The following is an 18329-nucleotide window of genomic DNA, read 5'->3' on the forward strand; positions in this document are numbered from 1 at the left end:
TCGCGTTCCCCGTTCCACGGCTAGAAGTTGCGGTCTCCCCCGATCAGGTCGCCCAGCCCGCCGAGGATGGAACCCTCGCCGCGCCGCTGCCCGCCGCCCTGCGGCGCCGCGGCCAGCATGCGCCCGGCCAGGCGCGAGAACGGCAGCGACTGCAGCCACACCGTGCCGGGGCCGGTCAGCGTGGCGAGGAACACGCCCTCGCCGCCGAACAGCATGCTCTTGATGCCGCCGACCGGGCGCACGTCCATGTCCACGGTGTCGTGGAAGGCCACCACGCAGCCGGTGTCCACGTCCAGCCGCTCGCCAGCCTTCAGCTCGCGCTGCACCACGGTGCCGCCGGCGTGCACGAACACCCAGCCGTCGCCTTCCAGCTTCTGCATGATGAAGCCCTCGCCGCCGAACAGGCCGGTGAGGATCTTGCGCTGGAAGAAGATGCCCAGCCGCACGCCGCGTGCGCCGGCCAGGAAGGAGTCCTTCTGGCAGATCAGCCGGCCGCCGTGCTCGGACAGCTTCATCGCCATCACCGTGCCGGGGTAGGGCGCGGCGAAGGCCACCTTGGCCTTGCCCTGGCCGGTATGGGTGAACAGGGTGGTGAACAGGCTCTCGCCGGTGATCACGCGCTTGCCGGCGGACAGCAGCTTGTCCATCAGGCCGCCGCCCTGGCCGCTGGTGGAGCCGTCGCCGAACACGGTGTCCATCTGCACCGCCGCTTCCTTGTACATCAGCGCGCCGGCCTCGGCGACCGCGCTCTCGCCCGGGTCCAGCTCGATCTCGACGAACTGCATCTCGTGGCCGACGATGCGGTAGTCGATCTCGTCGGCGCCGCTGCGCGGGCCGGACGGCGCCGGCGGCGGCGCCACGGCGGGTGCGCCGCCGCCCAGCTCGGCGACGCTGCGGATCGGCCGCCACTCGGCGAAGCCCTCGCGCCAGCAGTAGCCGTCGGGGCGGCTGCGCGCCTGCGCGCGCGCGGCCTCGTCGTCGAGCGGGCCGATGCGTTCCGAACTGCTGCCGTAGCTGAAATACCACTGCGCCATGATCGCCGACTCCTTGGGGGGAAAGCCGCAGTCTAGGCCGCCGTCCGGGCGGATGTGCAGTGACCCTTGTCATGGGCCGCCGCCCGTTCCGGAACCGGCGCGCACCCATCGGCTATCCTTGGCGCCATGCGCGCCTACCTCGACCTGCTCCGCCACGTGCTCGACCACGGCACCGTGAAGACCGACCGCACCGGCACCGGCACGCGCAGCGTGTTCGGCTGGCAGATGCGCTTCGACCTCAACGAGGGCTTCCCGCTGGTCACCACCAAGAAGCTGCACCTGAAGTCGATCGTGCACGAGCTGATCTGGTTCCTGAAGGGCGACACCAACATCGCCTACCTGAAGGAGCACGGCGTCAGCATCTGGGACGAATGGGCCGACGCCGACGGCGACCTCGGTCCGGTCTACGGCCGGCAGTGGCGCGCCTGGCCCACCGCCGACGGCCGCGCGGTGGACCAGATCCGCTGGGTGGTGGAGGAGATCCGCCGCAACCCCGATTCGCGCCGGCTTATCGTCAGCGCCTGGAACGTGGGCGAGCTGCCGAAGATGGCGCTGATGCCCTGCCACACGCTGTTCCAGTTCTACGTGGCGGACGGCAAGCTGTCCTGCCAGCTGTACCAGCGCTCGGGCGACGTCTTCCTCGGCGTGCCGTTCAACATCGCCAGCTACGCGCTGCTCACCCACATGGTGGCGCAGGTGACGGGCCTGGGCGTGGGCGACTTCGTGCACACGCTGGGCGACGCGCACCTGTACAGCAATCATCTCGAACAGGCGCGGCTGCAGCTCGCCCGCGAGCCGCGCCCGCTGCCCAGGCTGGTGCTCAATCCCGGCGTGCGCGCGCTGGAGGATTTCCGCTACGAGGACGTCGCGGTCGAGGGCTACGCCCCGCACCCGGCGATCAAGGCCCCGGTGGCGGTGTAGCGGCGGCGCAGCCCTCCACGCAGCGGAAGTAGGCGGTCTCGCGCGGGTAGTCCAGCGTCATCGAGAAATGCCGGAACACGTTGCCGCCGACCGCGCCGTCGGTGGGCTTGTCCATCCACTGCGCCATGAACTGGCGGTAGGCGGCGTCCGGCTGCTCGGTGAACCAGACCGGGCCGACCGACCAGCCGGCGATCTCCACCCGTGGCACCTCGATCAGGCGGGTGGGACGCCTGGGGCGCAGGTCGTCGCCGTCGTTCACCACGCGCCAGTCCGGGTGCGCCTTGTGCCAGCGTTCCAGCACGCTGGTGGCGATGTAGCTGGTGACGCCGTAGCCCTGCGCGGTCACCGGCGTGCCGCTGGCCTGCCTGCCCGCGGCGGTGGGGTGCGCGGTGGCGCCGGTGTCGAGCAGCATGTCCAGCGGCCGGCCGTCGACGCGGATGACGATGCGCGCGAAACCCGAGGCCTGCCGCCCGGCGCCGTCGTGGGGAAAGCCGAGCCGGGTCGCGTGCGCGGCCGGATCGGGCCGCCAGCCGCCGCCTTCGAGCACGAGCCGCCGGGCGGGGTAGTCGAAGGTCCACACGCGGCCGGGCAGGTAGCCGGCGCCGAGCTGCCCGTCGCCCGAGATGCCGTCCGTTCCGGTCTGGATCATCACCGCCGGACCGCAGGGGCCGGGGCCCGGCGGCGGCAGGCCCCGGCCTGGGCGGTAGGCCGGAAGGCGCGCCACGGCCAGCGACGCGCCGCCGATGCGGCACGCGGCGGGCTGCAGGCGCAGCCGCTCGGCCACGTCCTCCCGCAGCCAGTACATGCCGGCGGCGCCGCCGCCGCCGGTGTCGACGACGAGCCTGAGGCGCTGGCCGTCGACGGTCTCGGGAGCCGCGTAGAAGTGGCCGGCCTCGTAGGCGGTGGGCAGGACCTGCGCGGGCGCGGGCGCGGCCGGCGCGGCGGCCAGCACTGTCGCGGCCAGCCCGGGAATCATCATCATGACGGCGTTCCTCGCTACAATGTGCGGCTAGCATGCCAGTTCCACCGGGGCCTGCATGCGCCATTCCTCACCCCGACCTCGTGCACATCCGGAGCTTGCATGGCCATTTCGCTGGTTGCCGCACTCGACGAGAACTTCGCCATCGGCCGCAAGGGGCAGCTGCCCTGGCACCTGCCGGACGACCTGCGCTGGTTCAAGCAGCTCACCCTCGGCAAGTACGTGCTGATGGGCTACAACACCGCGGTGGCGATCGGCCGCGCGCTGCCGGACCGCCACAACCTGGTGCTGTCGCGCCGGCACGAGGCGCCGTTCCCCGGCCAGGTGACCGTGCGCTCGCTGGCCGAGGCGCAGGCGCGCGCGGACGGCACCGGCCTGATGGTGATCGGCGGCGGCGAGGTCTACCGCGAGGCGCTGCCGGCGGCGCGGCGGATGTATCTCACCTGGGTCAACACCGCGACCGACGGCGCCGACACCTTCTTCCCCGGCGTGCATTTCGACGAGTGGACCGAGGTGGCGCGCACGCACCACAAGGCGGACGCCGAGCACGCCTACGATTTCGACATGGTCGAGTACATCCGCAACGTCTGAGCGCGCCTCGCCATGGGCATGCCGCTGCACGTGATGGCAGGCGTGCTGCTCGACGCGGGGGGGCGGGTGTTGCTGGCCCAGCGCCCGCCGGGCAAGCAGCTGGCCGGGGCTTGGGAGTTTCCCGGCGGCAAGCTCGAGCCCGGCGAGACGCCGCGGGACGCGCTGGCGCGCGAGCTGCGCGAGGAGCTGGGCGTCGCGCTGCGCGAGGCGGGCCCGCTGATCCGCGTCCCCTGGCGCCACGAGTCCCGCGAGCTGCTGCTCGATGCCTGGACGGTACGCGCCTGGGACGGCGAGCCCGCTCCGCTGGACGGGCAGGCGCTGCGGTGGCGGCTTCCCGACGAAATCGACCCGGCGGCGCTGGCGCCTGCCGACCGGCCGATCCTGCAGGCGCTGCGCCTGCCGCCCCATTATCCGATCACGCCGTCCGACCTCGAGCCTTCCCTGGAAGTCGAGGCGCTGGCCTGCCTGCGCCGCGCGATCCTGGGCGGGGCGCGCATGCTGCAGCTGCGCCTGCCGCGCTGGCCGCTGGCGCGGGTGCGCGAACTGGCCGCTGAACTGCTGCCGATGGCGCAGGAGTATGGGGCGCGCCTGCTGCTGAACGCGGACATCGAGGGGGCGCGCCGGCTCGGCATCGGCGTGCACCTCAAGGCGGCACAGCTGCGCGAACTGGATGCGCGTCCGCTGCCATGGAGACAGCCGGTCGGCGCCAGTTGCCACGACGAGGCCGGGCTGGCGCTGGCCGCGCGGCTGGGCGCCGATTTCGCCACGCTGTCGCCGGTGGCCGCCACCGCCAGCCATCCCGGCCAGCCGCCGCTGGGATGGGAGCGCTTCCGGGCCGCCGCCGAGGCCGCCGCGCTGCCGGTCTATGCCCTGGGCGGCATGGTGCCGGCGGATGCCGCGCGCGCGCGCGACATGGCGGGGCAGGGCGTGGCGGGGATCCGCGGTTTCTGGGCTGATTGACGGCGCGCCGGTGACTCCAGGATGGCTTCCCGCTCGCCTCGTAGGAGCAGCCTGTTCAAGGTCTCCGAGTCCCCCGCGCCGGGGGCCGTCTGCATGCGGGCCAAGGGAGAGCATAGGCGTGAACGTCGGTTCACGACGGCGCGGGATGGTGAGGGTCGGACATCGCGGCCTCCGGCCGCGATCGACCTGGTGCGGGGCCGCCCAAGGCCTCGATCCATGCTCTCGCTTGCTCTTGCTCGGAAAAGGGCCAGGGCCCCGGAGCCTTCAGGCGCGGTCGGCGCTTCCGACCGCCCGGCGCTTCTCGGCCGCCAGCGCGAGGTATTTCCCGTGCAGGTCGGCCACGGCGAGGTCCAGCATGGTCTCGTCGCCGTGGTTCTCGATCACGTCGTCGGCCAGCGCCCGCCGCGCGGCGCGGGTGGCCTGCTGCGCGATCATGCGCCGCGCCAGGTCGGCGTCGATGCCGTCGCGCCGGACCAGCCGCTCCAGCTGCAGCGCCTCGGGCGCATCCACCACCAGTACGCGGTCGACCCAGCGGTAATGCGCGATGTTCTCCGCCAGCAGCGGGATCGCCAGCAGGCAGTAGGGGCCGTCGTCGGCCAGCGCGCGTTCGTGCAGCCAGGCGCGCACGCGCGGGTGGACGATGGCCTCCAGCCGCCGCCGCGCTGCCGGATCGGCGAAGATGCGCTCGCGCATCGCCGGGCGGTCCAGCCGCCCGTCCGCGGTGAGCACGTCCGCCCCGAAGGCCGCCACGACGGCGGCCAGCCCTTCGCTGCCCGGCTCGACCACGGCGCGGGCGGCCTGGTCGGCGTCGTAGACGTGCATGCCCAGCAGCTCGAAGCGCCGGGCCACCGCGCTCTTGCCGGCGGCGACGCCGCCGGTGAGGGCGACCACGTAGGGGCGCGGGACCGCGTTCATCGCAGGCCGGTCAACTGCGCATAGCCCTGCCACAGGGCGTCGCCGGCCACGAACCACACCCAGCCGGCCGCGGCGATGAACGGGCCGAAGGGCATCGGCACCTCGCGCTGATGGCGGCGCAGCAGGATCAGGCCGCCGCCGACCAGGGCGCCGATCAGCGAGGAGAGCAGCACCACCGGCAGCAGCGCGCCCGGCCCCATCCAGGCGCCCAGCGCGGCGAGCAGCTTGAAGTCGCCGTAGCCCATGCCTTCCTTGCCGGTCAGCAGCTTGAAGAGCCAGTACACGCTCCACAGGCTGAGGTAGCCGAGGGCGGCGGCGAGGATCGCCGGCGCGGGCGCCACGAACATCGGCAGCAGCGAGAGCAGCAGGCCCAGCCACAGCAGGGGATAGGTGAGCTGGTCGGGCAGCAGCTGGGTGCGGAAATCGATGCCGGCCAGCGCGACCAGCAGCCAGGTGAACGCCAGCCCCGCCAGCGCCGGCCAGGTCGGGCCGAATTTCCATACGACCACGGCGCTGAGCACGCCGGTCAGCAGCTCCACCAGCGGGTACTGGATCGAGATCGGTGCCTGGCAGTAGCGGCAGCGCCCGCGCAGCAGCAGCCAGCCGAACAGCGGGATGTTGTCGGCCGCCGCCAGCGGATGCCGGCAGTGCGGGCAGTGCGAGGGTTCGCGCACGATGCCGGGCGGCCGCGGCTCGTCGACGGCCTCCAGCTCCAGCGCCTCGCGGGCCTCGCGGCGCCAGTCCGCCTCCATGCGCGCGGGCAGGCGCAGGATCACCACGTTGAGGAAGCTGCCCACCAGCAGGCCGAGTACGGCGGCGAGGCAGGTCCAGGTCCACAGGGGCAGGTCGGGCATGCGGTTTTCCGGCTCGGTGGCGGGAGGCCCTGCGGAAGGCCGCCGGCCGCCCCGCCGTCCCGGGCGGACGCGGGAACTGCGGTATGGATTCCCGCTTGCGCGGGAATGACGGTGGCGCGGCGGTTTTCCCGGGGACCTCCCGGTCGTCGGCGCCCCTCCGGAACGGAAGGGGCGCCCGTGGCGGACAAGCTTACACGGTACCGGCCAGCTTGAAGATCGGCAGGTACAGCGACACCACCATGCCGCCCACCAGCACGCCGAGGATCACCATGATCAGCGGCTCGAGCAGGGTGGACAGGGTATCGACCGCGTTGTTGACCTCTTCCTCGTAGAACTCGGCCACCTTGAACAGCATGTTGTCCAGCGCGCCGGACTCCTCGCCGATCGCGGTCATCTGCACCACCATGTTGGGGAACAGGCCGGTCTGGCGCATCGCCAGCTGCAGCTGGTGGCCGACCGCCACGTCGTCGCGCATCTGCCGCACCGCGTCGCCGTAGACCACGCTGCCGGTGGCGCCGGCGACCGCGTCCATCGCCTCCACCAGCGGCACGCCGGCGCGGAAGGTGACGCCCAGGGTGCGCGCGAAGCGGGCGATCGCCGACTGGCGCAGGATGTTGCCGATCACCGGCAGCTTGAGCGACACGCGGTCGAGGAAGTGGGCGAACTTGTCCGAGCGCTTCTTGGCCATCACGATCGCCACGATGCCGCCGACGATCAGGCCGATCACCACCCACCAGTAGCTCTTCATGAACTCCGAGGCGGAGATCACGATCTGGGTGGGGGCGGGCAGCTCGGCGCCGGCGTCCTTGAAGGTCTGGGCGAACACCGGCACCACGAACAGCAGCATGACCATGCTCACCAGCAGCGCCACCGCCAGCACCATGGTCGGATAGAACAGGGCCTTTTTGATCTTGCTCTTGATGGCCTCCATCTTCTCCTTGTAGGTGGCCACCGTGTCCAGCACCGTGTCCAGCACGCCCGCCGACTCGCCGGCGCGCACCAGGTTGCGGTAGAGCTCGTCGAACTGCACCGGGTACTTGCCCAGCGCCTCGTGCAGCGCCGAGCCGCCCTCGATGCCCTGCTTCACGTCGGTGAGCATGTTCTTGAAGCGGACGTTCCTCTGGCCGCCGGCGATGATGTCGAAGGCCTGCACCATCGGCACGCCGGAGGCCATCATGGTGGCGATCTGGCGGCTGAAGATCGCCACGTCGCGCGGCTTGACCGTGCTGCCGGCGGCGCCGAACAGCGGCTTGCCGCGCTCGCGCACGGTCTGCGGGTTCATGCCCTGGCGGCGCAGTTCGGCCTTCACCAGCGAGGCGTTCTTCGCCGGCATCTCGCCCTTCATCCGCTTGCCGCGCTTGTCCAGCGCGACCCAGTCGTAGACGGTCAGCTGGCTGACCTGGGCGCGCTGGGCGCCGAGCGCGCGGGCGTTCTTTGCGGTTGCGGTAGCCGTGGCCATGCGCATCTCCCCCTCTGGTTCGCGGCGGCCGCCCCCTGGGGACGGCGCGAATATCCGCAGCTTACGACATTTTCATGGACCCAATCCGTGGCGCCGGGCGCAAGTCCGGCGCTACGGCGATCCCAAAAAAGGCCCGTCCGGGGCCGCCTTCAGTCCTTGGTGACGCGGTCGATCTCGGCCAGGCTGGTCACGCCCTTCTTCACCTTGAGCAGGGCGGAGGCGCGCAGGTCGTTGATGCCGGCCTGGCGCGCCACCTCGGCGATCTGCAGCGCGTTGCCGCCCTGCAGCACGATCTTCTGGATCTCCTCCAGCATCGGCATCACCTGGTAGATGCCCACGCGGCCCTTGTAGCCCTCGTTGCACTGGTCGCAGCCGACCGCCTCGTAGACGGTGAGCCCGGCGCCGATCTCTTCCTTGGTGAAGCCGGCGGCCAGCAGCGCGTGCTCGGGCAGCTGCGCGGGCCGCTTGCAATGGTTGCACAGGCGCCGTGCCAGGCGCTGGGCGATCACCAGGGTCACCGAGGAGGTGATGTTGTAGGGCGCGATGCCCATGTTCATCAGGCGCGCGATGGTCTGCGGCGCATCGTTGGTGTGCAGGGTGGAGAGCACCATGTGGCCGGTCTGCGCCGCCTTGATGGCGATCTCGGCGGTTTCCAGGTCGCGGATCTCGCCCACCATGATCACGTCCGGGTCCTGGCGCAGGAACGAGCGCAGTGCGGCGCTGAAGGTCATGCCGCGCTTCACGTTCTGCTGCACCTGGTTGATGCCCTCGACGCGGATCTCGACCGGGTCCTCCACCGTGGAGATGTTGCGCTCGGGGGTGTTGAGGATGTTGAGCGCGGTATACAGCGACACCGTCTTGCCCGAGCCGGTGGGGCCGGTGACCAGCACCATGCCGTAGGGCTTGTGGATGGCTTCCAGGTACAGCTGCTTCTGGTCGTCCTCGTAGCCCAGCGCGTCGATGCCCAGCTTGGCCGCCGAGCCGTCCAGGATGCGCAGCACGATCTTCTCGCCGAACAGCGTGGGCAGCGTGCTGACGCGGAAGTCCACCGCGCGGTTCTTCGACAGGTTGAGCTTGATGCGGCCGTCCTGCGGCACGCGCCGCTCGGCGATGTCCAGGCCGCTCATCACCTTCAGGCGCGAGGCGATGCGGCTGGCCAGCTTCATCGGCGGACTGGCCACCGCGCGCAGCATGCCGTCCATGCGCAGGCGCACGCGGTATTGCGTCTCGAACGGCTCGAAGTGGATGTCCGAGGCGCCGCGCTTGATCGCGTCCACCAGGATCTTGTTGACGAACTTCACCACCGGCGCGTCGTCGCCGCCGGTGGCGTCGATGCCGGTGGCCTCGGCCTCGTCGTCGCCGACCTCCAGCGCCAGGTCGCCCAGCTCGTCGCCGCCCATGTCGGGCACGGCGGCGTTCATGTTGGCCAGCGCGTTGTCGATGGTGCGCAGCAGCTGGCCGCGTTCCACCAGGATCGGCTCCACCATGCAGTTGGAGTGGAACTTGATCTCGTCCAGCGCGTGCGACTGCATCGGGTCGGCGATGCCCACGTACAGCCGCTTGCCGCGCTTGAACAGCGGCAGCGCCTTGTGCTTGTTGATCAGCTCCTCGCTGATCAGGTTGAGCGGCATGTTGGCCGGCGCCAGCGCGCCCACGTCCATCATCGGCATGCCGAACTCGGCGGAAGCGATCTGGGTGAGCCGGGGGCTTTCCACCAGGTTGTGGTCGAGCAGCCAGGTGGTCAGCGAGACCTTCTGCTGGGCCGACTCGGCGACCGCCTTGCGCACGTCCAGCTCCGGCAGGACTCCCTCGGACACGAGCCGGCGCGCCATGCCGGACAGCCCGGCCAACGATGGTTGCGGTTGCGATGACATGTGCGGAATCCGACCCAGCCCCCTGATTGGACGGGAATTTACCCCAGATGGCCGGCCTGGTCACCCTCGCATGCGAGGGCAAGGGGCGACCGCCGTCACCTTCCGGCGCACCCGCAGGGCGGGATGGACGCCGCCCCCGAGGTTGGATAGAAAACGCCTTTTGCCCGGATTCCCGCATGACGACCCCAGCCGCACCTCCCTTCCTCGTCTTCGGCGCCCCGGCCATCGGCGAGGAGGAGATCGCCGAGGTCGAGGCCTGCCTGCGTTCCGGCTGGCTCGGCACGGGCCCGCGCGTGGCGCGCTTCGAGCGGGACTTCGCCGCCTGGCGCGGGGTGCGGCCCTCGCAGGTGGCGGCGGTGAACTCCTGCACCGCCGCCCTGCACGTGAGCATGGTGGCGGCCGGGCTGGAGCCGGGCAGCGAGGTGATCACCACGCCGCTGACCTTCTGCGCCACCGTCAACGCCATCCTGCACGCCGGGCTGACCCCGGTGCTGGCCGACGTCGACCCGCTGACCCAGAACATCGACCCGGACGCCATCGAGGCGGCCATCACCCCGCGCACGCGGGCGATCCTGCCGGTGCATTTCGCGGGACGCCCTTGCGCCATGGACCGCCTCATGGCGATCGCCGCCAGGCACGGCCTCAGGGTGATCGAGGACTGCGCCCACGCGGTGGAAACCGAATTCCACGGCCGGCCGGCCGGCACCTTCGGCGACTTCGGCTGCTACAGCTTCTACGTCACCAAGAACGTGGTGACCGGCGAGGGCGGCATGATCCTGGGGCGCGACGAGGAGCACGTGGCGCGCGCGCGCATCCTGGCCCTGCACGGCATGAGCAAGGACGCCTGGCACCGCTTCGGCGACAAGGGCTACAGGCACTACCAGGTGGTGGAGTGCGGCTTCAAGTACAACATGATGGACCTGCAGGCGGCGATCGGCCTGCACCAGCTGGCGCGCGTGGAGGCCAACTGGCGCCGCCGCCGCGAGCTGTGGCGGCGCTACGACGAGGCCTTCGCCGACCTTCCGCTGACGCTGCCGGCCACGCCCGAGCCGGATACCCGACACGGCCACCACCTCTACACCGTGATGGTCGACGAGGCGCGCTGCGGCATCGCCCGCGACGATTTCCTCGACGGTATGAACGCGGCGTGCATCGGCACCGGCGTGCACTACCTGTCGATCCCCGAGCACCCCTACTACCAGCAGCGCTTCGGCTGGCGCCCGGAGCAGTGGCCCCATGCCATGCACCTGGGACGGCAGACGGTGAGCCTGCCGCTGTCGCCCGGCATGACCGATGCCGACGCCGAGCGCGTGATCGATGCCGTGCGCGGGCTGATCCGTCGTTGAAAGCGCGTTTCGCCAACCTGCGTTCCGGCCGGCGTCGGCCAGTGGACTCCATTCTTGCGAGAGCAGGCATGGGCTCTGCCGTGCGCCAAAGCATTGGAGGGCGTCATTCCCGCGCAAGCGGGGATCCATTGCCCTTTCCGGGCGTCCACGGACAGCCAGCGGAGTGCGGCAAAGCCCGCTCCCGAATCTGCCCACCCGGTCCACCCAGCCCCTTCGCCCGCCGCGCTATGATCCCCAGCCACACTCGGGGGAGTCGCCTTGAACCGCCTCAGCATCATCCTGCCCGCCAAGAACGAGGGCGCCGCCCTGGCCGGCCTGCTGCCGCGCCTGTGCGCCGCGCGGCCCGACGCGGAGATCATCGTGGTCGACGACGGCTCCGCCGACGATACCCGGGCACTGTGCCAGGCCGCCGGCGTGACCTGCCTGTCCTCGCCGTATTCGATGGGCAACGGCGCCGCGATCAAGCGCGGCGCGCGCGCCGCGAGCGGCGACGTGCTGGTGTTCATGGACGGCGATGGCCAGCACGACCCGGCCGACATCGCGCGCCTGCTCGCCAAGCTGGACGAAGGCTACGACATGGCGGTCGGCGCCCGCGACTGGGACAGCCAGGCCGGAGTGGGGCGCGGAGTGGCCAACACGCTCTACAACTGGCTGGCCACCCGCATGACCGGCCACGTGGTAGCCGACCTGACCTCCGGCTTCCGTGCCGTGCGCGCGGACAAGTTCCGCGAATTCCTCTACCTGCTGCCCAACGGCTTCAGCTACCCCACCACCAGCACCATGGCCTTCTTCCGCAGCGCCTACCCGGTAGCCTACGTGCCGATCAAGGCGGCGCAGCGCATCGGCAGGAGCCACATCAGGCCATTGCGCGACGGGCTGCGCTTCCTGCTGATCATCTTCAAGATCGCGACGTTGTATTCGCCGTTGAAGCTGTTTGCGCCGGCAAGCGTGTTGTTTTTCCTGCTCGGCTGCACGAACTACGCGTGGACGTTCGTGCGTGAAGGCCGGCTTACCAATATGAGCGCCTTGCTGTGGAGCGCGGCGGTGATCGTGTTCCTGATCGGCTTAGTGTCGGAGCAGATCACGGCATTGATGTACCGGCGGGATGGATAACGCACGCAAGCTGCGGGTGCAGCTGATCACCCGGAATCTCCCCCCGCTGGTCGGCGGGATGGAGCAGTTGAACTGGCACCTGGTCGATCAACTTCGCGCGGCAGCCGATGTCGTCGTCGTAGGGCCGGAAGGCGCGTCGGCATTTGCGCCCCCGGCGACGGATATCCGCGAGGTGCCATTGCGGCCGCTTTGGCGCTTTCTGCTCGTTGCAACGCGTTGCGCCGTGGCCGTTGCGAGGCAGTTTCGGCCCGACGTCGTTTTCGGAGGCAGCGGATTGATGGCACCGATGACCTGGGTGTCGGCCCGGCTGGTCGGCGCGAAAGCGGCCATTTATCTCCACGGCCTGGACATCGCCGTGAATCACCCGCTCTATCGCTGGTTCTGGTTGCCTTTCCTGCACCGCATGGATCTCGTGTTTGCCAACAGTAGCGCGACGCAGGCTATGGCTGTTGCACAAGGCATTCCAGCGGCGCGGATTGCGATCGTGCATCCGGGAGTCGCCGTGCCCGGCGCGTTACCAGGCCATTCGCCGAAGCGTGTGGCGGATGCCTTCTCTGGCTTGGGGGATGGCAAGGTACTGCTGTCCGTGGGGCGGCTTTCCAGCAGAAAGGGATTGTGCGAATTCGTTAGCGAAGTGCTGCCCTTGATCGTCCGGAGATGTCCGGACGTGATGCTCCTGATCGCGGGCGATGTACCGAAAGATGCTCTTCATGCCAAGGCGCAAACACCCGAGATGATACGGGATGCAGCCCGGAGGGCCGGCGTCGGCGATCATTTGCGTTTCCTCGGAGTGATTGTGGATCGCGAGCATCTGGCGGACATTTATCGAGGATCCGATCTGCATGTGTTCCCGGTTCGCACCATCCCGGGTGATCCGGAGGGTTTCGGCATGGTGGCCATCGAGGCGGCCGCTTTCGGGGTTCCGACTGTTGCTTACGCGACAGGCGGTGTAGTGGACGCGGTCGCCGATGGTGTGTCGGGACGGTTGGTGGCACCGGGCCAGCCGCAGGCGTTTGCGGATGCCGTTGTCGCCCTACTGGAGCGGCCGCTTCCGCGCGAGCAGGTCTGGCGTCATGCACAGGCGTATGACTGGAGCCAATTCGGCCGCAAGATTTTCGGCACCCTGTGCAATTTGACGTCGACTGGGAGCACGTGATGAGCTTGCCGCGTGGCGTATGGTTCCCTGCTATACGTGCTGGCAGTGGCGCGGACATCTATACACGGCGCCTTGCGTCGGGCCTCGAGCGGATGGGCATCCGTACGCAGGTCGACTGGCTTCCATCGCGTGCGGAATACGCGCCGTGGACGGTACGGCCATTGTCTCCGCCGCCATGGGCCGATGTGGTTCATGTGAACAGCTGGTTGCCGGCGAGTTTGATCCAGGGGGATTTGCCTCGCGTTGTGACCGTGCATCATTGCGTGCATGACCCCCTTTATGCCCCATACCGATCGGCGATGCAGGCGTGCTATTACCGCAGCTACATTCGTGGCGTTGAGCGTCGCATGCTCGAGAACGCCGCCTGCATCACCGCAGTGAGTCATTACACGGCCCGGGCTACCCGGAACGCCTTTGGTCCCTTGCCCGTCGAGGTGATCCACAACGGTATCGATCTCGATGGGCCTTTCCATCCGGGCACGCCGCGCGGCGCGACTAAGCCGTTTCGCTTGTTGTTTGTTGGCCGCTGGGTACGACGCAAAGCGGCGGATCTGCTTGCCCCCATTATGACGATTCTGGGCGATGGATTCGTGCTGTCGTGCACCGGCGATGCTCCGTCGCGGAATGTACCGGCCAACATCCGATTTCTTGGGGACTTGCCGGCGGATACGGATTTGGCTGAAGCGTATCGCGCCTGCGATGCGTTATTGTTTCCATCCCGACTGGAAGGTTTCGGTCTTGTCGCGCTCGAGGCGCAAGCTTGCGGCAGGCCAGTCGTGGCAGCCAGGAATTCGGCCATCCCCGAAGTCGTGGAGGATGGTTGCACAGGGCTGCTGGTCGATACTGACAATGTCGAGGCATTTGTGGCGGCCATCCGTCAACTTGCCGGTGATCGCGAAAGGCTTGCGCGAATGGGGCGGGCTGCGCGGGCTAGCGTCGAAAGACGTTTCGACTTGCAGCACATGCTTGGTGACTACATCAAGGTTTACAGGCGCGTATTGTCGAGTACGTGATTCATTCCACGCCGACCAGCTCGCCCAGTGCTTGGCCAACATCATTCACGACTCGGGCGAGGGTCAGACGTGCCAGCGCGTCGGCCTTGCCCTGGTTGGCCAGCATGCGGGCCAGTGGTGGGTCATCCAAGAGTCGGTGTAAGGCGCAAGCCAGCGCCAGGGCATCTCCTGGCGGGATCAGCAGGCCGGTTGATCCGTCCCGGATGATTTCCGGAACCCCACCCACGGCCGTGGCGACAATGGGAGTGCCTGCATGCAGGGTCTCTATGACCACGCGCGGGCAAGGATCGAATGCCGTGGAAGGATGGACCACGATATCGACCGAGTGCATCAGTGCGCCAATATCCGACCGTCGGCCCAGGAAATGCACGCGACCGGCCAGTTCCGGTGCTCGCGCCTGCTGCATCAAGCTTTGGGCGTAGTCCGGGTTGTCTTGGGTGGCCCCACCCACGATGAGCGCGTGGGCTGTGGGAAGGTTCCTCATGGCTTCGAGCAGCACCTCCTGTCCTTTCCAGGGAAGCAACTGACCGAAACACCCGATCAGAGGCGCGTCGGCGGGGATCCCGAGTCCGGACCGGATGTTGTCAATACGCGCTGCCTGCCCGTACTTGGCAGGATCGACGCCATTGAGAATGATGCGCACAAGCTCGGGCTTCGCTCCCGAAGTGACGAGTGTATCGGCAGCTGCGTGCGACACCGAGAATACGCGGGACGCAAAGGTATTGAGCGCAGCCACCAGGATGCGTTCGGACAGGCGGTTGCGCCAGTTTGTCCCCGAACATACAGCTACGATGTCACGCTGGTGCCAGATCATGTGCTTGCCCGCGATGCGCGCGGCAAGCCCGCCGATAACCACGGCTTTCTTGGCGTTGACATAGATGACGTCATAGTTGTGCGCCAGCTTCGCGATGCGAAATGCCAAGGCGGGCAATTGATGGAGGGAGAATATGCGTCGTATCAACGATGTCTTGGAACGCATCGCCAACAAGGATCCTCCGGCAGACACGCGCTCGACTTCGAGACCCCTCGATCTCGCTAGTTCGAGAAATGGCCCATCCGAAAGAGATGCGATCAGGCAGGGCAAGCCCAACCCTTCCGCCAGTGCCAGCATGCTGAGATCGGCTCCGGTAATGTCTACCGAATAGGTAAGGAACAGTATTTTCATGGCAACGGCTTGCGGCTGACAGTGGGTTGAGCGGTCGCCTGCAAGAGGGCGTGTACAGGGGTAAGGTTCCGCGCACGCGCCGAACGCATGAGCGCCCGGAGCGGCAACGTGATGGCGCGGCCCAGGGTCAGCACGATGCGGTCGGGCAGGTTGTGCGCCAGCTTGCGTGCGAGCAGGATATGCCCGCGCGCCGTGTGATACTCATAGAACGAGCTGTTGGTTACGGACGAGCTGTTCGCCGCGTGGGTGAATGTGCATTCGACCGTAGTTAGAGCGACGCCGGATCTGGTTAGACGCCAGGAGAGCTCGACGTCTTCACCGTACATAAAGAAATCGGCATCGAAGAGTGGTGTTGACAACAGCTGCTTCGGAATCAGCAAGCAGGCGCCGCTGATGTATGCAAAAGAGCCGGGCAGTCGGCGCTTGCTCACGAGCGCCAGCGTGCGCTGGTACCAGCGCACGGAAGGCACTCCGTCCGTGGTTTCATGCGGGGCCACCAACACTAGGCCACGGGACATGCGCATGGCTTGCCATAGGGTAGCGACGGCTGACACGCCAAGCTGGGCATCGTTGTTGATGACCAGGATCGCTTCCAGCTGCGGTATGCTAGCGAGGACATCCACGCCAAGCTGGATGCCGCGGGCGAAACCAACATTGGTGTGGGAGACCAGTATCTCTACGATAGTCTTCGAGTCGCGTGCAATGCCCGTCAATGCATCCTGCAGGCGCGTTGTTTCGGCGGCGCTCTCGGAATTGTCCACAACAGCGATGTAATCCACTTGGTCCAGTAGACTGGACACGCAGCGCTGGGTGAGGTCAGCACGGCGATAGTTGATCAGCACTGCGCCGAGGACGGAGTGGTGGGCTGCGTTTTCGTCGGTGTCGGCGGCGCCAGTCGTTGAGGTGATCATGGCGCGCTTGCTGAAGTGTGACCAAGCCAGAACTGGAAGCACAGGATGGTCCACAACGCTTGGCTTTCGTCCTTGCCAGCAAGATGCCGGGACCATATAGCGCGTGCAGCACGTTCATTGAGATAGCCGCCGGACTTGATCGTCGTAGCATCCAGCATCTGCTCGGCCCATCCCCGGAGCGGACCGCGAAGCCATTGCGCGATGGGTACGTTGAAGCCGCGTTTCGGCAGCTTGATCAGGTCATCCGGCAGATAGGTGCGCAATAGCCGGCGCAGCGGAAGTTTGCCCAGCGAACCCTGGATCTTGTCGTGAAACGGGATGCGCCAAGAAAGCTCGACCATCGAGGGGGAGAGGAACGGCATGCGCACCTCGAGCGATACAGCCATGCTCGCGCGGTCGGTCTTCACCATCAGGTCGTCTGGTAGATAGCGCAATTGGTCGCTCAAAAGCATGTGCGACGCACCTAGGTTGCCGGACAGCGAGCTGTTGTTCATGACGGCCCCCGGGAAAGAGGTGTTGCCGGCAAGGATGTCGGCTTGGGGGCGAACCCAGACCGAGGAAAGGCAGTCATGGACGCCGGCGGCGTCGAGTTGCTGCATGGCTGTGGCGACGCGGTCGATCCGGCGCGCCGCGGCAAACCCGGGGTGCACGAAGAGGGTTGTTGCCAACCGTCCGATTGATCGCCTCAAGGCTACGGGCCAGCGCTGATAGGTGCGCATGTGGCGCATTGCGTTCCAGTAGCGCGGATAGCCGCCGAACAGTTCGTCGGCGCCGTCACCAGAGAGGCTCACCGTCACGTGCGGGCGTGTGACCGAAGCAAGCAGCATGGTCGGAAGCTGCGAGGTATCGGCAAACGGTTCGTCGTAGACCTCAATGGACCGGGGCAGCAAGTCCAGTGCCTGCTCAGGGCTGAAGCGCACCGTTTGGTGGTCAGACCCGAGATAGCGGGCGACACGTTCGGCCTGTACGCTCTCATCGAAAGCCTTTTCGGAGAATCCGATGGTGAAGGTCTTGACCCGGTGCGATGATTTCTGCTGCATCACGGCGGCAACCAGGGACGAGTCGATGCCACCGGAGAGGAAGGCGCCCACGGGGACGTCGGCCAGCATGCGGTTGCTGACCGATGCCTCGAAGGCATGCTTCAGGGCTTCGATCGATTCGTCCGCAGCAAGCTTGGGAGTGCTTTGCGCCGCCAAGTCGGCCGCGGACCAATAGGTTACGCATGCCTGCTGGAACTCGCTTACCGTACCTATATGCCGCATCGAGTGCTGGTCCAGGCAGATCCAGCTCCCTGGCGGAAGTTTGAAGGTCGTCCGATAGATTGACAAAGGCGATGGGATGTAGCCGTGAACGAAGTATTGGCGGATCGCCTCCGGGTGAAGGCTTGACTGGAATCCACGCAGGCCGTGGAAGGCTTTCAGCTCGCTGGCAAAGGCAACGCCGTTCGACAGAAAGCTGACATACAGCGGCTTCTCGCCCATGCGATCGCGCGCCAGGTAGAGCTTGCGGTCACGTCTGTCCCATGCCGCAAATGCCAGCATGCCTTCCGCCAGTTCGAGCGCACGCGCCACGCCCCATTGGGCAATGGCTTCGAGCATGATCTCGGTATCGGAGTGGCCCGTCCACAGGATTGCCTCGCGCGCCTCGAGCCGCTGTTTCAGCGTGGCGGCGTTGTAAATCTCCCCGTTGTAGGAGATGACCCATCGATTGTCCTTGGAATGCATGGGTTGGTGGCCAGCCTCCGAAAGATCGACGATCGAGAGGCGTCGATGTACTAACCCAATCGACGCAGTGTCGTCGCGCCATACGCCTTCGGAATCGGGGCCTCGATGCACCAACGCACGCGACATGCGGGCGAGGCTTCTCACATCGACAGGGCCGTCATGCACAAACAGGCCGGCAATCCCGCACATAATCAGGTGCCCTTTCGCTGCATACGGGCACCTCGAATAACCCCTCCCTTGGCATGGCGTGAGCGGTATAACGCCGTTCGCGCCGCCCGCAAAGTCGGCAAGCGACACCTCGCACGCCCTGAAGT

The 18329-nt window shown here is 67.6% G+C and carries 16 protein-coding genes; 7 read left to right on the forward strand and 9 right to left on the reverse strand.

What is annotated here, in order from left to right; genetic code table 11:
* Positions 1-20: 20 nt before the first annotated feature.
* A complete protein-coding gene (locus tag C7456_RS13460) occupies positions 21-1034 on the reverse strand; it encodes a TIGR00266 family protein (RefSeq protein WP_109724341.1) in 1014 nt (337 codons plus the stop codon).
* Between the two features lie 126 nt (positions 1035-1160).
* Between C7456_RS13460 and C7456_RS13465 the strand changes: the two genes are divergently transcribed.
* On the forward strand, positions 1161-1955 hold the full coding sequence (locus C7456_RS13465) for a thymidylate synthase (RefSeq protein WP_109724342.1): 795 nt from the start codon (positions 1161-1163) through the stop codon (positions 1953-1955).
* On the opposite strand, the gene C7456_RS13470 is transcribed toward C7456_RS13465, so the two are convergent.
* Complete coding sequence (locus tag C7456_RS13470; RefSeq protein ID WP_109724343.1) at positions 1933-2937, reverse strand: hypothetical protein; 1005 nt, start codon at positions 2935-2937, stop codon at positions 1933-1935. The two genes, C7456_RS13465 and C7456_RS13470, sit on opposite strands and share 23 nt — an antisense overlap.
* Positions 2938-3036: 99 nt before the next feature.
* Between C7456_RS13470 and C7456_RS13475 the strand changes: the two genes are divergently transcribed.
* Together C7456_RS13475 and C7456_RS13480 are read left to right on the forward strand one after the other, a co-directional pair.
* Positions 3037-3525: a dihydrofolate reductase gene (locus C7456_RS13475; RefSeq protein WP_109724344.1), complete on the forward strand. Its 489-nt coding sequence runs from the start codon at positions 3037-3039 to the stop codon at positions 3523-3525.
* 12 nt (positions 3526-3537) lie between these two features.
* Complete coding sequence (locus C7456_RS13480; protein WP_245889871.1) at positions 3538-4485, forward strand: Nudix family hydrolase; 948 nt, start codon at positions 3538-3540, stop codon at positions 4483-4485.
* Between the two features lie 264 nt (positions 4486-4749).
* On the opposite strand, the gene coaE is transcribed toward C7456_RS13480, so the two are convergent.
* The 4 genes from coaE to pilB form a co-directional block, all read right to left on the reverse strand.
* Positions 4750-5400: a dephospho-CoA kinase gene (coaE, locus tag C7456_RS13485; protein ID WP_109724345.1), complete on the reverse strand. Its 651-nt coding sequence runs from the start codon at positions 5398-5400 to the stop codon at positions 4750-4752.
* On the reverse strand, positions 5397-6254 hold the full coding sequence (locus C7456_RS13490; RefSeq protein ID WP_109724346.1) for a prepilin peptidase: 858 nt from the start codon (positions 6252-6254) through the stop codon (positions 5397-5399). Before C7456_RS13490 ends, coaE begins: the two co-directional genes overlap by 4 nt.
* Before the next feature lie 190 nt (positions 6255-6444).
* Positions 6445-7713 (reverse strand): type II secretion system F family protein, encoded by a 1269-nt coding sequence (locus C7456_RS13495; RefSeq protein WP_109724359.1) that lies wholly within the window; start codon positions 7711-7713, stop codon positions 6445-6447.
* Between the two features lie 149 nt (positions 7714-7862).
* Positions 7863-9587 carry a type IV-A pilus assembly ATPase PilB gene (gene pilB, locus C7456_RS13500; RefSeq protein WP_109724347.1) on the reverse strand — a complete coding sequence of 575 codons (1725 nt, stop codon included), beginning with the start codon at positions 9585-9587 and terminating at the stop codon, positions 7863-7865.
* 176 nt (positions 9588-9763) lie between these two features.
* Here pilB and C7456_RS13505 point away from each other — a divergent pair, with 176 nt between their 5' ends.
* From C7456_RS13505 to C7456_RS13520, 4 genes are all read left to right on the forward strand, one after another.
* Complete coding sequence (locus C7456_RS13505; protein WP_109724348.1) at positions 9764-10933, forward strand: DegT/DnrJ/EryC1/StrS family aminotransferase; 1170 nt, start codon at positions 9764-9766, stop codon at positions 10931-10933.
* Between the two features lie 258 nt (positions 10934-11191).
* Positions 11192-12046, forward strand: a complete 855-nt coding sequence (locus C7456_RS13510; protein WP_109724349.1) for a glycosyltransferase family 2 protein — start codon at positions 11192-11194, stop codon at positions 12044-12046.
* Positions 12039-13202, forward strand: coding sequence for a glycosyltransferase family 4 protein (locus C7456_RS13515; protein ID WP_109724350.1), 1164 nt, complete (start codon positions 12039-12041; stop codon positions 13200-13202). Before C7456_RS13510 ends, C7456_RS13515 begins: the two co-directional genes overlap by 8 nt.
* Positions 13203-13294: 92 nt before the next feature.
* Positions 13295-14215 (forward strand): glycosyltransferase family 4 protein, encoded by a 921-nt coding sequence (locus tag C7456_RS13520; RefSeq protein ID WP_245889874.1) that lies wholly within the window; start codon positions 13295-13297, stop codon positions 14213-14215.
* A gap of 1 nt (position 14216) precedes the next feature.
* Here the strand turns inward: C7456_RS13520 and C7456_RS13525 are convergent, their stop codons facing one another.
* From C7456_RS13525 to asnB, 3 genes are all read right to left on the reverse strand, one after another.
* Complete coding sequence (locus C7456_RS13525) at positions 14217-15380, reverse strand: glycosyltransferase family 4 protein (RefSeq protein ID WP_109724352.1); 1164 nt, start codon at positions 15378-15380, stop codon at positions 14217-14219.
* The gene (locus C7456_RS13530; protein WP_170120221.1) at positions 15377-16291 is read right to left on the reverse strand and encodes a glycosyltransferase family protein; all 915 of its coding nucleotides are present in this window, start codon (positions 16289-16291) and stop codon (positions 15377-15379) included. The genes C7456_RS13525 and C7456_RS13530 overlap by 4 nt, the downstream gene beginning before the upstream one ends.
* On the reverse strand, positions 16288-18329 hold a 2042-nt coding region (gene asnB / locus C7456_RS13535; protein WP_211306324.1), incomplete at its 5' end, for an asparagine synthase (glutamine-hydrolyzing). The genes asnB and C7456_RS13530, both read right to left, overlap by 4 nt.

The sequence above is a fragment of the Fulvimonas soli genome, from assembly GCF_003148905.1.
GTDB lineage: Bacteria > Pseudomonadota > Gammaproteobacteria > Xanthomonadales > Rhodanobacteraceae > Fulvimonas > Fulvimonas soli.

Coding starts and splice junctions, on each gene's coding strand:
- C7456_RS13475 (WP_109724344.1), top strand. CDS start 3,037: ATGGCCATTTCGCTGGTTGCCGCACTCGACGAGAACTTCGCCATCGGC.
- C7456_RS13495 (WP_109724359.1), bottom strand. CDS start 7,713: ATGGCCACGGCTACCGCAACCGCAAAGAACGCCCGCGCGCTCGGCGCC.
- pilB (WP_109724347.1), bottom strand. CDS start 9,587: ATGTCATCGCAACCGCAACCATCGTTGGCCGGGCTGTCCGGCATGGCG.
- C7456_RS13465 (WP_109724342.1), top strand. CDS start 1,161: ATGCGCGCCTACCTCGACCTGCTCCGCCACGTGCTCGACCACGGCACC.
- C7456_RS13460 (WP_109724341.1), bottom strand. CDS start 1,034: ATGGCGCAGTGGTATTTCAGCTACGGCAGCAGTTCGGAACGCATCGGC.
- C7456_RS13530 (WP_170120221.1), bottom strand. CDS start 16,291: ATGATCACCTCAACGACTGGCGCCGCCGACACCGACGAAAACGCAGCC.
- C7456_RS13480 (WP_245889871.1), top strand. CDS start 3,538: ATGGGCATGCCGCTGCACGTGATGGCAGGCGTGCTGCTCGACGCGGGG.
- C7456_RS13520 (WP_245889874.1), top strand. CDS start 13,295: ATGGGCATCCGTACGCAGGTCGACTGGCTTCCATCGCGTGCGGAATAC.
- C7456_RS13490 (WP_109724346.1), bottom strand. CDS start 6,254: ATGCCCGACCTGCCCCTGTGGACCTGGACCTGCCTCGCCGCCGTACTC.
- C7456_RS13515 (WP_109724350.1), top strand. CDS start 12,039: ATGGATAACGCACGCAAGCTGCGGGTGCAGCTGATCACCCGGAATCTC.
- C7456_RS13525 (WP_109724352.1), bottom strand. CDS start 15,380: ATGAAAATACTGTTCCTTACCTATTCGGTAGACATTACCGGAGCCGAT.
- C7456_RS13470 (WP_109724343.1), bottom strand. CDS start 2,937: ATGATGATGATTCCCGGGCTGGCCGCGACAGTGCTGGCCGCCGCGCCG.
- coaE (WP_109724345.1), bottom strand. CDS start 5,400: ATGAACGCGGTCCCGCGCCCCTACGTGGTCGCCCTCACCGGCGGCGTC.
- C7456_RS13505 (WP_109724348.1), top strand. CDS start 9,764: ATGACGACCCCAGCCGCACCTCCCTTCCTCGTCTTCGGCGCCCCGGCC.